General features: G+C 39.2%; 10 protein-coding genes and 2 pseudogenes. 11 read left to right on the top strand and 1 reads right to left on the bottom strand.

Going from position 1 to position 16,619, the window contains the following annotated elements; genetic code table 11:
- Position 1: 1 nt before the first annotated feature.
- Both AC0VX1_RS13190 and speD read left to right on the top strand, forming a co-directional pair.
- Positions 2-664 (top strand): ABC transporter permease, encoded by a 663-nt coding sequence (locus AC0VX1_RS13190; RefSeq protein WP_034306858.1) that lies wholly within the window; start codon positions 2-4, stop codon positions 662-664.
- 162 nt (positions 665-826) lie between these two features.
- Positions 827-1,663 carry an adenosylmethionine decarboxylase gene (gene speD / locus AC0VX1_RS13185; protein WP_475471660.1) on the top strand — a complete coding sequence of 279 codons (837 nt, stop codon included), beginning with the start codon at positions 827-829 and terminating at the stop codon, positions 1,661-1,663.
- A gap of 24 nt (positions 1,664-1,687) precedes the next feature.
- Here the strand turns inward: speD and AC0VX1_RS13180 are convergent, their stop codons facing one another.
- Complete coding sequence (locus AC0VX1_RS13180; protein WP_475471772.1) at positions 1,688-2,713, bottom strand: YeiH family protein; 1,026 nt, start codon at positions 2,711-2,713, stop codon at positions 1,688-1,690.
- A gap of 133 nt (positions 2,714-2,846) precedes the next feature.
- Here AC0VX1_RS13180 and AC0VX1_RS13175 point away from each other — a divergent pair, with 133 nt between their 5' ends.
- The 9 genes and pseudogenes from AC0VX1_RS13175 (at position 2,847) to AC0VX1_RS13135 (ending at position 16,207) form a co-directional block, all read left to right on the top strand.
- A complete protein-coding gene (locus AC0VX1_RS13175; protein WP_475471657.1) occupies positions 2,847-3,740 on the top strand; it encodes a selenium metabolism-associated LysR family transcriptional regulator in 894 nt (297 codons plus the stop codon).
- A gap of 237 nt (positions 3,741-3,977) precedes the next feature.
- A complete protein-coding gene (locus AC0VX1_RS13170; RefSeq protein WP_063591086.1) occupies positions 3,978-4,883 on the top strand; it encodes a hypothetical protein in 906 nt (301 codons plus the stop codon).
- 498 nt (positions 4,884-5,381) lie between these two features.
- Positions 5,382-6,008 carry a metal-dependent hydrolase gene (locus tag AC0VX1_RS13165; protein ID WP_098185970.1) on the top strand — a complete coding sequence of 209 codons (627 nt, stop codon included), beginning with the start codon at positions 5,382-5,384 and terminating at the stop codon, positions 6,006-6,008.
- 246 nt (positions 6,009-6,254) lie between these two features.
- Positions 6,255-6,674: a C40 family peptidase gene (locus AC0VX1_RS13160; protein ID WP_475471655.1), complete on the top strand. Its 420-nt coding sequence runs from the start codon at positions 6,255-6,257 to the stop codon at positions 6,672-6,674.
- A 726-nt stretch (positions 6,675-7,400) separates the two neighbouring features.
- The gene (locus AC0VX1_RS13155; protein WP_475471653.1) at positions 7,401-9,530 is read left to right on the top strand and encodes an ATP-dependent Clp protease ATP-binding subunit; all 2,130 of its coding nucleotides are present in this window, start codon (positions 7,401-7,403) and stop codon (positions 9,528-9,530) included.
- Between the two features lie 387 nt (positions 9,531-9,917).
- Positions 9,918-11,804 (top strand): annotated as a pseudogene (gene pulA / locus AC0VX1_RS13150) (type I pullulanase); the annotation flags it as partial.
- 178 nt (positions 11,805-11,982) lie between these two features.
- Entirely contained in the window at positions 11,983-14,946 is a 2,964-nt protein-coding gene (gene fdhF / locus AC0VX1_RS13145; protein WP_475471651.1) for a formate dehydrogenase subunit alpha, read from the top strand.
- Positions 14,939-15,460, top strand: a pseudogene (locus tag AC0VX1_RS13140) (helical membrane plugin domain-containing protein); the annotation flags it as partial. The gene fdhF and the pseudogene AC0VX1_RS13140, both read left to right, overlap by 8 nt.
- A 501-nt stretch (positions 15,461-15,961) precedes the next feature.
- Positions 15,962-16,207 carry a hypothetical protein gene (locus tag AC0VX1_RS13135; protein WP_475471649.1) on the top strand — a complete coding sequence of 82 codons (246 nt, stop codon included), beginning with the start codon at positions 15,962-15,964 and terminating at the stop codon, positions 16,205-16,207.
- Positions 16,208-16,619: the final 412 nt, after the last annotated feature.

Genomic DNA, 16,619 nt, shown 5'->3' with positions numbered 1-16,619 from the left:
AATGGAAACCTTGCAACAGTTGGGAACGTATTATTCCCAAAATTGGATGTATGTTCTTACTGAGTTTTATCGCCATTTTTTAATGTCTGCTTATGGAGTGTTATTTGCAGCAATTGTAGCCATCCCGATAGGCATTTTCATCGCGAAACATAAGAAATTGAGTAATTGGGTATTTTCGATAACGAATGTCATACAAACCATACCAGCATTGGCTATGCTTGCACTCCTGATGCTAGTGATGGGGCTGGGGACAAATACGGTAATCTTATCGTTGTTTTTGTATTCATTATTGCCAATCCTGAGAAACACGTATGTCGGGATTACAAGTATAGATCATGCTTATTTAGAATCTGGAAAGGCAATGGGAATGACAAAGCTCCAGTTACTAAGAATGGTCGAACTGCCATTATCTCTATCTGTCATCATGGCTGGCTTACGTACAGCTCTTGTCGTTGCAATTGGGGTAACTGCTGTCGGTACATTCGTAGGGGCAGGCGGACTGGGAGATATCATTGTCAGGGGAACGAATGCGTCAAATGGAACGGCAATCATACTTGCAGGAGCAATTCCGACGGCATTGATGGCCATTCTCTCGGATCTTTTACTCGGATGGCTGGAACGGATTCTTTCACCGATAAAGAAGAAAAAAGTTCATACTGCCTAGAACAAATCAGGAAAATAAAAAAGCCGTTGCATGTTAATGCAATGGCTTTTTCTTAGCTTACCGATTAGAAGTCAGAAGCTTTGACTGGCAGATTTAGTTTTTTATTTCACGAAAAGGGTAACTATAAGGGTAGTCCTAAAAAAAGTATAAGGGGAATCATTCATGAAACTTACACCTGAGCAGCGTATTGAACTTCATGGCTTTAATAATCTTACTAAATCTTTAAGCTTTAATATGTATGATATTTGTTATACAAAAACCAGGGAAGAGAGGGAGTCCTACCTGGATTATATCGATGAACAATATAATGCAGAGCGGCTTTCGAAGATCCTGCACAATGTTGCGGATTTAATAGGGGCGCATGTTTTAAATACGGCCAAACAGGATTATGTCCCTCAAGGCGCCAGTGTAACCATTCTTGTTTCAGAAGGACCTGTCGTCGAAGTACCTAGGGGGACTTATGAGGAATCACCAGGGCCTTTACCTGATAATGTGGTCATGCAACTGGATAAAAGCCATATTACCGTACATACATACCCTGAATACCATCCAAATGAAGGCATTAGCACATTCAGGGCCGATATCGATGTCTCTACATGTGGAGAAATATCACCCCTTAAAGCCCTTAATTATCTCATTCATTCCTTCGATACCGACATTATCACGATCGATTACCGAGTAAGAGGATTTACGAGAGATAAAGATGGGCGGAAATTGTTCATTGACCATGATATTAATTCCATTCAAAACTATATTCCTGATGAAGTAAAAGGTTTATATGACATGATCGATGTAAATGTATACCAAGAAAATATATTCCATACGAAATGTAAGCTGAAAAGGTTCGATATTAATAATTATTTATTCAATTATACAGAGGAAAAACTGAATAAAGAGGAAAGGCAAGAAATTATAGAAAGGCTTCAAACAGAAATGGATGAAATTTTTTATGGTGCCAATGTTCCGCATCCAATAGAAAAAGACAAGCATGCCGATTAAGGGATGCTTGTTTAAATAGAAAAATTAATTTAAATGGAAAGCCTGAACCAATACATAGCCGAGGCAACTCAATAATATAGAGCCAATCAGTCCAGCAATAAAAGGTTTACCGCCATATTTCCTAAAAGTGACAAGGTCAATATTCAATCCTAGTCCCGCCATCGCCATTGCCATGAGGATATAGGAAAGCATAACAAGCATTTCGGCCAAAGGTTCAGGAACTGCACCTGAAGAATAAATGGCACTCATCAATAAAAACCCAAAAATGAACCATGGTATCTGAATGGATTTCCAGGAAAATTTCTTTCCGGTAACCGTTGATCGTTCTTTCCAATTCATGATGAATCCAATTAAAATGGCAACGGGTATAAGCAGGGCCACCCTAGTTAATTTGACCACCACTGCCAAGTCGACAGCCTCATTCCCCCCCGGTGCCGCAGCAGCGATGACGTGAGCAATTTCATGGAGTGTCGCACCGGAAAAAATACCATATCCTTGATCGGATAACTCCAATAATGGATATAGGACCGTATATCCGAAGGTGAAGGTTGTACCTAATACAGCAACCGTCGCTACAGCTATTGCTGTATCTTTTTCTTTTGCTTTTATTTGGGAGGAAATTGCCAGTATGGCAGCAGCTCCGCAAATTCCCGTTCCGCAAGCTGTCAATATGCCAAGCTTTTTCTCAACATTAAATAGGCGGGTCAATCCATAAACTACTAATATACCAAATGCAAGACTAATGGCGCCAACTGCAAATGTTTTCGGACCGGCATAAATAATATCCTTTAGGTTCAAGCGCATACCCAATAAGATAATGCCCACTCTCAAAAGGACTTTACTTGAATAATTTGTCCCTGCAACGGCGTAAGCCGGGACACCGATTAGCGATTTCCAAACAACACCAATCAGTATTGCAATGACTAGCTGTCCCATTATATGAAGAAATGGAAGCACCGCTAAGTATTTTGCTGCAATGGCAATTAGCAAAGTCAATGCTATTCCTTTTGTAAATCCGAGTTTTCTAGTTTCAACTTTTATTTGTTCCAGTGTGATCACTCCATCTATGTTGATGCTTTAACTTTAAAACTAAATTAAAAATAAGTGAAATATATTTTTGCTATTTCAATGATTACTTCTACTTATGGTAAAATGAAACGCATAGGAAAATAAGGAGGTAACAATGGATCCGTTAAAAGTATTCGTAACTGTAATCGAACAGCAAAACTTTTCAAGGGCAGGGGATATCCTGAACATGTCGCAGCCAGGAGTCAGTCTTCACATAAGGAATCTGGAAAATGAGTTAGGAACGAAATTAATTTATCGTTCCCCCAAACAAGTTCAAATAACTGAGCCGGGAAAAATTTTGTATAGACATGCAAAGCAAATGCTTAATCATTATGAAACAGCAAAAAGAGAAATAAATGAATTTAATAACGTGGTTAGCGGAACGATGAAAATAGGTGCAAGCTTCACGATAGGGGAATATTACCTTCCAAAAGTATTGGCAGAATTTGCGGCACAATATCCGATGGTGGATATACAAATCATCATCTCTAATTCAAATGATGTCATTCAAGGAATCCGTTCGAATAAGCTTGATATAGGCTTGATTGAAGGGGAAACGGATTATAAAGATATAGATGTCAGGCCCTTCATGAATGACGAGATGATTGTGGTCGTTCCCCCGGATCATCCACTTTCACAGATGGATCTCATCGAGGGCAATATGCTCCAAAACCAAACATGGGTACTTAGGGAGCAAGGATCGGGGACCCGTACATATTCCGATAAACTTCTGAGCAGTCTGGAGTTAAACATAAAAAAAACCTTTATTTTCACCAGTATCCAAGGAGTGAAAGAAGCGGTGATGGCTGGACTCGGCATTGCCTTATTATCCCGATTGACAGTACAAAAAGAATTGAAGTCCAATGAATTGAAAACTTTCCATTTGAAAAATGAGCCCCTAATAAGACCTTTTTCGATCGTGAAAAAGTTGGACTTCGAATCATCAAAAGCCATGGAGCTATTTCTAAGGAAGGTCGAAGAATTTGCGATAAAGGGTCGTCCTAAATAAAACCCTGAACATTTGCTCATCCTTTCATTTTCAATGAAGAGGTTGGGCATTTTTAACGACGAATTATTATTAATTTTAATGAAAACGTCGAAAGTAATTTGGAATATGTCAATGTTTAAACGAATTTTACGTATTTTAACATAATTGCAAACATATAAATTAAATAGGTAGTCTCCAGGAAATTCTAAGTCCCTGTAGACTTTTCCTGATATTAATAATCTTAAAGGAGCAACCACATTGGCTATAGAGGAGCAGAAAGATAAACGGATTTCTGTTTTCGACAGGATTATAGGATTCATGCCAAAATTTTATGTGATTGGGACAATTTTAATTTTTGTTTACACGTTAGTCGCGATGGCTCATTTAGGTATCCAAACTTTAAAAAAGCCAGAGGAAACCATTGTACCTGCCCCCCCTGTTTCTCAGGGATTTGAACATACATTGATATCGTTAATCATCGAACCTATCGTAACATCTGAATTTTATCAAATCATCTTTAACACATTATTCCTTTACCTAGTTTGGATATTGCTATTCCTATTAGCCCCGATTGCTTTTTACCGTTTGAAACACTTTAAATTCTTTAATATCGAAATTGAAATTGAAAAACAAGATGCAGCCGTTTATGAAGTATTCAGCATGAGCAGTTCAAAAATGAAATTTGCAGCCTATTTAACATCCGAGGAATTTCAACTGGAGATATCAGAGGAAATTGCCAACAGTAAAGACTTTAAAACACCCTTAATCTATACATTGGACTGTGCCGTGGATTTTTATTCCGATCAATTAGGTCTTTCCTTTACCTATGATATCTATACCCTGAACCAGTTCAAAAAAGCAAAGCTGCCTAAATCCATCAAAGCGATGCTTGAAAAGTCCATTCAAACCGGCGATCCGTGCATTACGAATAAAAGCAATAGCGATAGTGAATATTACAAGAATTTTCTTATCCATTATTTCGAAAACATGGACGGGAAATTCGTCACCGTCTTAAATAGTTATCAAACTGAATTCGATACATTCGATAAATCACTGCTTAAAATCCTGCAAAACGTCATATACGATTACTATTTACAATATAACTATATTTACGAAGCAAGTGAGAAGGTGGAAAAGAATGAAACCATTTCCCCTAATAATTAAAAAAACCACCCTACAAGTGGTTATTTTTTTTGGAAAGGTGATTGTTAATTATATTTTGGACAATTACATTATTACCAATGAGCTCCGACGATTTATTTACATGCTGTTCCCGAAAATCCATGTTCTTTATTTTCTTGGACTTTTTCCCATTTTTAAAATTATTGAAGGCATTTAAAAAAGCTATCTGAATCACTCCCCTTATAGATTAGTATATTCATATTTTGGATAAAATTTCATGAAAAACCTCAATTTACTGAAAAATATTTTGCGTATTTAGAGTAATGAAAATTACCTAAACAAAGCAATTATAGACATTAGAAAAAGTGTTTTAAATGTACGAAAAGGTATTTTATTTGCTCTAATCACTGATTTCTTTGGCTTTATTTATAAGAACTAGAGAAATTTTCCCCAAAATGTTGTATAGTTAGATATGCAGAGATTCGAACAAACATTCGTTTTCTTGAGCAGATTACTTCTTAGAGGGACAGGAGAGAGACAGTGAACGGGACAGCACACATGGCTATAGGGGCAACAGTTGGATTCTTGACGGCAAACACACTTCAAACAGATCCAACCACCACTTTATTCTTGGTGGGCATCGGGGGAGTTTCAGGGCTGATGCCCGATATGGATATTGATGGGAAGTTAAGTAATAGGATTACCTTTTCACATAAGTTTATCCGAACGATAGCACAAACGATTGGGATTTTAATGATCATTTATAGTCTTTTGGAAGGCTCTGAAACGGAAAAGTGGATCGGGGCAGGGGCAGGAATCGGAATCATCATTATTTCATCTTTCATTAGGCAAAGGCATATGCTGACCTTGACTGGATTAGCGGTATTAGGAGGAGGTTTATCTTTGCAGGAAAGCTGGTTGTGGCTTTTTGGAGTCTATATTATCTTGGCATCCTTTACACCACATAGAAGTTATACCCATTCGATTGCCGGTATCGCTTTCTTTGGCATCATTGCCTTTCAATTCGAAGCCTTTATGGGGATTGACGGAATTTTCGCCACTTGTTCATTAGGATACATAAGTCATTTAATTGCAGATTTGAAATGTTTACCTTTTAATAAACGTGGAGTGAAATTATTTCTTCCATTTTTCTCAAAAGAATTTTGACAGTGGTTTTTTACCGCTGTTTTTTTATGAAGAAAAGATAGTTTTATTAAAGGTGCTTTTCAATATATTGAATGGACACTTGATTCGACTTATTTCTATGTTTTATATGGTCATTCTTCCTAAATCTACTAAATGTAACATATTCGTAAAGATCCTGTGATGCGAGTGATATAGCTTTTCTAGTATATTAGGTTTAGCAAATCACATCAGGGGGTAAATAATTTATTTAAGAAAATTGTCGTCGGATTGTCATTGGCTATCACGCTTGTAACCGCATCCTTTGCCGGAAACCAAGTGGAAGCTGCTTCATATCATATAAAAGCGATTAAAGTGGCTAAAAGTGAACTAGGTACAAAATATAAAATGGGTGGCATTTCTTCATCAGGTTTTGATTGTTCGGGTTTAGTGAAGTATTCATATCAAAAGGCTGGTAAGAATTTACCAAGAACTGCTGCTGACATATATATAAAAGGAAAGAAAGTTAAAAGCCTGCAAAAAGGTGACTTAATGTTCTTTGCACCAAATACAGCGAAAAAACCCACACATGTGGCCATATACATAGGAAACAATGAATTCATACACTCGTCATCATCAAAAGGAGTGTCATACGCTAAAACCAATAATAGTTATTGGAAGCCAAAGTATATCGGTGCGAAACGGATATAATAGAAGAAAAACACTCTTAATATAAAAAAGCTAAGAGACTTAATGAAGTCTCTTTCAATTTGTAGACAAAAAGGTTTCGGAAGGATTCATTCCGAAACCTTTTTGGTTTTTTATTGGAATTGAATCAGCTATTGCGGAAAGGAAAGCATGGCATGGGTTGAACAACGAGGGGACTTTTAAGAGAGTATCGATATCACCTCAAGTATTAAAACAAAAAAGTATTCTATCTTAAAATTAAATCAAAGATGATTGGATCGGGTGTTCGAGACTCCTGCGGGAAAAGCGCGTCAAGGGGAGTCCCCACAGGTGCGAAGACGCCGAGGAGGCTCCCCGACCGCCCGAGGAAAGCGAGTACCTGGAGTGGAAATCCAACGTTTAAAAATTGTTAACCATAAAGAGACTTAATAAAGTCTTTTTTTGTTTTAAAAAATAAAAGTGAATGAGGCACATGGACAAGATAATTGGCATTTTGCTAATAGTTTAAGGTTATGGTGAGTCCTGAATTGGGTAATCGGTAGTATGAAGCATTCATGAAAGCTTTTTAGTTGACTGGAAATGGATAGTTTAATATGCTAAGCAAACCAAATCGAAGGAATTCCTTTTTTTAAAAAAAGTTTCCAGACAAAATTATTGAAAGTCAAAGAAGGTCAATGTATAATAAAGTCAGAAAGTCAAAGAAGGTCAAAGATTTATTTTCAATTTAATTTTTTAAAGGAGGAGTACTACATGCTTTGTGAAAAATGCCATGTAAACCAAGCTAATATTCAAGTTCACCTAAAAATGAATGGTCAGGAGCATGATGTGAAACTGTGCTCCACTTGTTATAAAGAAGAACGAAACAAACTTGGAGCTGCTATGGGCGGAATGGATATGGGGAAATTCCAATTTAACGGATCTCCAAACTCATTCAATCCATTTAATTATAAAGGTGTACCAAAACCGGATTCTGCTGAACATGGCGAGGACGGAGGATTGCTTGAGGAGTATGGCCACAATTTGACCGATGCTGCTAAAGCAGGACTTATTGATCCGGTAATCGGACGAAATGAAGAAATCAAACGCGTCATTGAAGTTCTAAACAGACGCAATAAAAATAATCCAGTTTTAATCGGTGAACCTGGTGTCGGTAAAACAGCCATTGCTGAAGGTCTTGCTTTAGCGATTGTTGAAGGTTCAGTGCCAGTTAAATTACGTAATAAGCTAGTATATATGCTCGATGTAGCGTCCCTTGTTTCCAATACTGGAATTAGAGGGCAATTCGAAGAAAGAATGAAGGAATTGATCAGCGAATTACAGGAAAGGAAAAATGTCATTTTATTCATCGATGAAATTCATCAACTTGTGGGAGCGGGTTCGGCCGAAGGATCAATGGATGCAGGAAATATCTTGAAGCCTGCACTTGCACGCGGCGAACTTCAGCTTGTCGGAGCAACCACTTTATCCGAATATAGGAAAATTGAAAAAGACGGTGCACTTGAAAGACGTTTCCAGCCTGTACAGGTTAACGAACCTACAACGGCTGAGGCATTGGTCATCTTACGCGGTTTAAAAGAAAGTTATGAATCTTATCATGGTGTAACATATAGTGAGGAAGCCCTGAAAGCGGCTGTTGAACTTTCGAACCGCTACATTCAAGACCGATTCCTCCCTGACAAGGCAATAGACTTAATGGATGAAGCTGGTTCCAAATTGAACTTGACCATCGAAGACGGCCAGGTAGAAAACATGAAAGAACGGCTAGTGCAAATTTATAAAGAAAAAGAAATGGCCTTAAAAGAAGAAGCATATGAAAAAGCTGCCGTTCTTCGTGATGAAGAAGAAAAACTGGAAAAGTCATTGCAAGCAGGGGAAGATGCAATTAAGCCAACCGTAACCGTTGAAGACATTCAAAATATCATCGAACAAAAGACCGGCATTCCTGTAGGTAAGCTCCAAGAAGATGAGCAAGAAAGAATGGTTCATCTTCAAGCGGAGCTGATGAAAAAAGTAATTGGGCAGGAAGAGGCTGTCAAAAAGGTATCCAAGGCCGTTCGAAGAAGTCGTGCCGGGTTAAAATCCAAAAATCGTCCTACCGGTTCTTTCCTTTTCGTCGGTCCGACAGGAGTTGGTAAAACCGAATTGGCGAAAACTCTTGCCGAGGAATTATTCGGGGACAAGGACGCTATGATTCGTCTTGACATGAGTGAATTCATGGAGAAACACAGTGTTTCCAAATTAATTGGTTCTCCTCCTGGATATGTAGGACATGAGGAAGCTGGACAATTGACGGAAAAAGTTCGCCGCAAGCCTTACAGTATCATCTTATTGGATGAAATCGAAAAGGCACATCCGGATGTCATGCATATGTTCCTGCAAATCATGGAAGATGGCCGCTTAACCGACAGTCAAGGCCGGACCGTTACTTTTAAAGATACCGTGATCATCATGACGAGTAATGCAGGAGTCGGTGAGAAACAAAAAGTAATGGGATTCGGTACAAGTTCAGCTGTGGAAGAGGCTTCCATCCTGCAATCTTTAGGCAGCTTCTTCAAACCGGAATTCTTGAACCGGTTCGATAGCATCATTGAATTCTCTGCATTGAAGAAAGAAGATCTTCTGCAAATTGTTGATATCATGATTCACGAGCTAGACGAAACACTTGCTGCAAATGGTTTATCTTTAGATGTGACCAATGAAGCGAAACAAAGGCTAATTGAACTCGGATATCACCCAACTTTCGGGGCGAGACCGCTCCGCCGTGTTCTTCAAGAACAGCTCGAAGATGGCATCACTGACTTTATCTTTGAGCAGCCTGAAGTTAAGAACTTTACTGCAATTGTTGAAGATAACTCAGTGAAAATTATTAAAACACCATAAAGAGTACTAGAAATGCCTCCAAGACCGTAAAACTGTTATGGAGGCATTTTTTTCTTTTTTTGGATTCACTTTTCATTAAACGATAAGTAAGGTCCAGCAAAATGACCTGCTGCTTTCGATTATTAAATATAGATTTCTGAATTTTCGACATAATTTGCAGTTTGGATGTTTTGATGGGTAATGCCTGTGGAATCATAACATAATGGAAGATTCGCTCATGATTATAAAATGAATAATTCCTGTTCTATTATGGGAATTTCAATGGAGGAATGACCTATTAAAGATTCACTTTCTTATTTTGAAGAGGAAAATAAAAATAATCAAAAACCTATGGATAATGAAACGGAAAATCAGTTGGAATCCCTGCCGATTGCTAATATTAATCCGGTAAACCCGTCAGAATTGGATGATTTATATTTCTATGAAGGCAAAGATTTAGGAAATTCCTATCTTAAAGATAAAACGGCATTCCGATTATGGGCACCACTTGCATCTGAAGCCAAGCTAGTTACTTATAAACATTGGGATGATACAAATGGAATGGAGATTCAAATGGTTCGTTCGGAAAAGGGGACCTGGACCATTGAGCTGAACGGAAATCAGGATGGATTGATTTATACATATAAAGTGAAAGTGGGAGAAACCTGGAGTGAAGCCGTCGATCCCTATGTTCGCGCAGTTACTGTTAATGGTGATAAAGGGGTCGTGATAGATTTAACAGATACGAACCCAAAAAGGTGGACACGGGATAAACCACCTCTTGAAAAAGCTGAGGACATAGTCATTTATGAATTGCATACACGGGATTTATCGATTCATCCTGAAAGCGGAATCCATCATAAAGGTAAATTCTTAGGAGTAGTTGAAGCCGGAACCAAAGGTCCAGAAGGAGCGAAAACGGGTCTTGATCATATTAAAGATCTAGGTGTTACCCATGTTCAGTTTATCCCGATATTTGATTTTGCTACAGTCAATGAAAAGAAATTGAATGAACCACAATATAACTGGGGATATGATCCACAGAATTATAACGCTCCCGAAGGCTCTTATTCGACTGATCCGTATCAGCCAAAAGTAAGGATCCGGGAGTTAAAGGAAATGATACAAGGTTTACATGACCACGGGTTACGAGTAATCATGGATGTTGTATATAATCACGTTTATTCTGTGGAGGACTCAAACTTCCATAAACTCGTTCCCAAATACTTTTTTCGCTATAACGCCGATGGCACCTTATCGAATGGAACTGGTGTAGGAAATGATACTGCTTCCGAACGTAAAATGATGAGAAAATTCATCGTTGAATCCGTGACCTATTGGGCGAAGGAATTTAACCTTGATGGTTTCCGCTTCGATTTAATGGGTATTCACGATGTGGAAACGATGAATGTAGTGAAAAAGGCACTGGCAGAAATTGATCCGACCCTCATTGTTTTGGGCGAAGGCTGGGATATGGATACCCCCTTGGCCCAAGAGCTGAAAGCAAATCAAAAGAATGCTTTTAAAATGCCTGGAATCGCTCACTTTAATGATGCGATCCGTGATGGTTTAAAAGGGTTTGTCATGAATGAACATGATAAGGGATTCGTCAATGGCAAACCAGGAATGGAAGATATTATAAAAAAGGGCATCGCTGGTGGTTTGAAATATGATGAAGATATCGCCACATATCAAAGACCAGATCAGGTGATCAATTATGTTGAAGCACATGATAATTATACGTTATGGGATAAGCTGCTCATCACTAATCCAGATGCTACGGAAGAAAAACGGAAACAGATGCATAAATTAGCTTCGGCAATTGTCTTACTGTCACAGGGAATTCCCATGATACATGCTGGACAAGAGTTTATGCGCACGAAGGATGGAGATGAAAACAGCTATCAATCTTCTGATTGGATTAACAGGTTGGATTGGAAAAGGAGAGCGGAGTTAGATCGGGAAGTGGAGTATATGAAAGGGCTGATATCTCTCAGGAAAAATCATTCTGTTTTTAGGTTAAGCACACCCGAAGAAATTGAGGAGCAATTACAATTCATTGATGCTCCGCCAAATGCGGTTGCATTCACCTTACAACATCAAGATTATAAAATGGCAGTGATTCATAATGCAAATTGGGACGCGATAACCATTACTCTTCCGCACGAAGGTAATTGGTCCGTTTTAGTGGATGGTCAGCGTTCGGGCCTGGAAGAAATTGATAGGATTACAGGGAGTCAGATAACCGTTGCCCCTTTAAGTTCGTTTGTATTGAAAGCAAACACTAATCATTGATACTAAAGTCGAAGTGAGTGAATACTATGTCTCACTTCGGCTTTTGTTCATTTTCTAATATGAAATTGGTCAAATGAAGACTTCCATTATTCACTTTCACAAGTTTGAGAAAATTTGTGCGAGGGTAGAAAATACCAAATGATGAATTTTATCGTTTTTTAAGAGGGGAGCGATTATTTTGCCAGAGAAAGTGCATATAAAAATCAATGGTGCTGAGACCAGTGTGGAAGGTAATCAAACAATATTACAAATGCTGACGGATAGCTCCATTGAAGTCCCGAATGTTTGTTACCACCCTAGCCTAGGCCCTATCGAAACATGTGATACATGTTTAGTGAGCGTTAATGGGGAACTAGTTAGATCTTGTTCCACCAAGATCAAAGATGGGGATGTAATCGATACAGCCGGAGCAGAGGTAAAAGAAGCACAGGTCATGGCGATGGACAAGATATTATATAACCATGAGCTTTATTGTACGGTTTGCGATTATAATAATGGCACTTGTGAAATACACAATACCGTTAAGGAAATGAAGGTAAATCATCAAAGTGTTCCTTTTGATCAAAAACCCTATGAAGTGGATCGGACGAATCCATTCTATCGATATGACCCAGATCAATGCATCCTTTGCGGCCGTTGTGTTGAAGCTTGTCAAGATGTACAGGTCACTGAAACATTGACTATTGATTGGGAAGCAAAACGTCCGCGTGTCATTTGGGATGATAATGTTCCGATCAATGAATCTTCATGTGTGTCATGTGGGCACTGTTCCACAGTTTGCCCGTGTAATGCAATGATGGAAAAAGGGATGGAGGGTGAAGCCGGATTTTTAACTGGCATCGCTAAACAAACTCTTCGACCTATGATAGAAATTACCAAAAATGTTGAAACGGGTTATGGCTCGATTTTAGCGATTTCAGATATGGAATCCGCCATGAGGGATGCAAGGATCAAGAAGACAAAAACGGTTTGTACATATTGTGGTGTAGGATGCAGCTTTGACGTTTGGACCAAAGACCGTAAAATCCTTAAGATCGAACCGCAAGTGGAGGCACCTGCAAATGGAATTTCGACTTGCGTTAAAGGGAAATTCGGATGGGATTTCGTGAATAGTGAAGAAAGACTAACAAAACCTTTAATTAGAGAAGGGGATGCGTTCAGAGAGGCTGAATGGGAAGAAGCCCTTGAATTGATTTCCCGTAAATTCACCGACATCAAGGATTCTCACGGTCCGGATTCGATGGCTTTCATAACGTCTTCCAAATGCACCAATGAAGAGTCCTATTTAATGCAAAAACTGGCTAGGGGCATCATCGGCACGAATAATGTTGATAACTGTTCCCGGTATTGTCAGACACCGGCTACTTTGGGACTATTCAGAACGGTTGGATATGGTGGAGATACAGGGGGCATAAAGGATATCGAAAATTCCGAACTTGTATTGATCATAGGCTCCAATACATCCGAATCACATCCCGTGTTGGCTACAAGAATCAAGCGTTCCCATAAACTGGGGAAACAGAAGCTGATAGTCGCAGACATCAGAAAGCATGAAATGGCTGACCGTTCCGACCTCTTCATCCAGCCTGCTCCGGGATCGGATATGATATGGCTATCGGCCGTCACTAAATATATCGTCGATAAAGGTTGGACAGATAAAGACTTCATTAAAAATCGTGTAAATGGGATGGAGGAATATATCAAGACTTTAGAACCCTACACAATGGATTATGCGGAAAAAGTAACAGGCGTAGCTAAGGAAGATTTAATTACGTTGGCAAAAGCCATTCATGAAGCGGGAAGCGTTGCAGCGCTTTGGGCCATGGGCGTTACCCAGCATGGCGGAGGAAGTGATACGAGTACTGCAATTTCCAATCTATTGCTCATAACGGGCAACTACGGTAAACCTGGAACAGGCACTTACCCTTTACGCGGACATAATAATGTACAAGGAGCCAGTGATTTTGGCAGTATGCCGGATCGCTTGCCAGGTTATGAAAAAGTAACGGATGAAAAGGTACGCGCGAAATATGAAAACATCTGGGGTACAAAAATTCCTGAAAACCCTGGCCTTAATAATCATGAAATGGTCGAAGGGATTCATTCAGGTACCATTAAAGCCATGTACTTAAAAGGCGAAGATATGGGGTTGGTCGATTCGAATATCAATCATGTCCATGAAGCTTTTGAAAAACTGGACTTCTTTGTGGTACAAGATATCTTCTTATCAAGAACGGCTGAATTCGCGGATGTCGTCCTTCCAGCAAGCCCAAGCTTTGAAAAAGAAGGTACCTTCACGAATACCGAACGCCGTATACAACGCCTGTATCAAGTCTTTGAACCGCTTGGCGACTCAAAGCCTGATTGGCAAATCATTATGAATGTGGCGAATTTGTTAGGAGCGGGGTGGGATTATCGGCATCCAAGTGACATCATGGAAGAAGCAGCTAAATTATCGCCTTTATATGCTGGAGTAAGTTACGAACGCTTGGAAGGTTATAAAAGTCTTCAATGGCCAGTTGCTTCAGATGGTAAAGATACTCCATTGTTATTCACGGAAGTTTTTCCGTTTCCCGATGGAAAAGCGAGGTTATTTCCAGTCGAATGGACCAAACCGATTGACTTTGGGGATGAGTTTGATATCCATGTAAATAATGGCCGCTTATTAGAACATTTCCATGAAGGAAACATGACATATAAATCAAAAGGCATCAGTTCCAAAACGCCAAAGGTCTTCCTTGAGGTATCCCGGGAATTGGCAAAAGATAGAGGGCTTGAGGATGGCACCCTTGTTCGGCTCACTTCACCGTATGGACATGCAAAAGTGGAATGTCTGATTACGGATCGTGTAAAAGGTAAAGAAGTTTATCTTCCGATGAACGATTCAGGTGACGGGGCCATCAACCAATTGACAAGCAGCCATTCAGATAAAGATACTGATACTCCCGCCTATAAGGAAGTTCAAGCAAAAATGGAAGTTCTTAGGGTCAAAGGAGACAATCCGTTGCCGAGCATCAACCATCGTAATGGGAATCCTCAACCGCAAATGGGTGTACAAGTACAAAAAAAATGGGCCCGCGAAGATTATATATTCCCTGGTGACCTCTTGAAGATCAAAAAGGAGGAGAGGAACCGTGGCTAAAGCGACAAAAGTGATCAATCGAATCAGCATTAGTGATGAAGAAAGAAGAAGGATTGAACTCGAGGATATCGAGCGTACCCTATTGGAAAATAAAGAAGTGATTAAAGAAACGTTTGAAGTCATGAAGGGCATGCGGGATCGTGGGATATTATCGATGGTTAACAGCTTGTTGAAGGAAGGGGATAAAGTGCTGAACATTCTTGTCAAGACAGCGGACACCCCAGAAACGGCAAATACGCTGAAAAATCTGCTTCTCATACTTGGCACATTAGGGACACTTAATGTTCAGCAGCTTGAACCGCTAATCCTCAAAGTCAACTCAGGGATTGCCCGTGTGGCCGAAGCTGATAAAACGCCAGAAAAGCCAAGTTATTTAGCGTTACTGCGTTCCTTGAATGACCAAGAAGTCAAACAAGCCATGACCTTCCTGATGACTTTTATTAAAGGAATGGGAGAAGATACAAGCGATTTAGAAAGAACCACCCAATTACCGGAGAATCAGCATTTGCATAAAACGAATGAAACAGTGGAAATAGAACGGCCCGCCTCCAGAAAATCATACGGATCAAGTATTCCCAGTAAAAGCGGAAGCGATAAACGAAACACCGGATGGTTTTGGATTGCAGCTGGAGTTTCACTCGTAACGATTCCACTAACCTTAGCTAAAAGTAAGAAATAAAGTGCCTTGCTCGTTAAACTTATTGAAATGGACGTAGAATCGTCTACGAAATTGACTTTGTTTTTTGAGAACCCACTAAAAATATTTAAGCCGATGATCGCCAAAAGGGAATGCATCGGTTTTTTTCGTTGAACGTGCTATCAAAATTTCTCTCGCCATCCTTTTATTACATTACTTATATGAGATACAAATAATAAAAGCAATCATAAGTGAAACGAACACACACTTAATTATTAAGGGGCGGAAAAGTAAGAATAGGACGCTCTTTTAAAAGAGCTAAAGAAAAACCTACAACCGATGGCACCTATTATGTGAGGGAGTGAAAATGTAAAGAGATTGATGAAAGAGCTCGGTCATAGTTCAGATTTGTCCGTGCGAATGGTTGAATCTCCACACCAAAAATCGGCAAAGCCAACTGTAATCCACCTTGACGGATTGGCGGATGGTAACATCATTATGGAATGGAAAGAGTTGATTTCTACAGGTATCACCGTGCCTTTTGGAGAATTGATTACGATTACGATGATCCTTCCGTATTTGAATAAAAAGAGTTCTGCCGTTAAAGTGGGCCTCTTTGCATAATTATAGGTGGGGTTTCCTTAACCCTCAATTCGATCGTTCTTTGTCCGTATTAGGTCCTTATTTATAACCGCTTATATAAAACAAAAAATTAAACCAGCTGCTTCATGAAGAGGGAGGCTGCCGGTTTTTGATAGCTGAGGATATAAACAAATATAAAAAAATATGGTAAATAACAAGAGCAGAAAGTAATCTTATCCACGACCTACGATCAAATATTGTTTGATTCTAAAGAAAGAGCCATTTATTCAAGCCCTGTAGGTTGTCGAGGAGTATAATAAGTAAATACGTGCCTAAAAAACACAATGATGGTAGCGCTCTTATCACAGTATCACCTCATTCTTTTATCTTAAAGCGTGGTAAATACTTTAAAATTATGTACGAAAGTCGTACCAGAAAACCATTTTAGTATAAT

The organism is Peribacillus sp. QJM3NY_7 (genome assembly GCF_056173225.1).
Note: the sequence above shows the minus strand (reverse complement) of the source record. Positions and strands in the feature narration are given on the sequence as shown.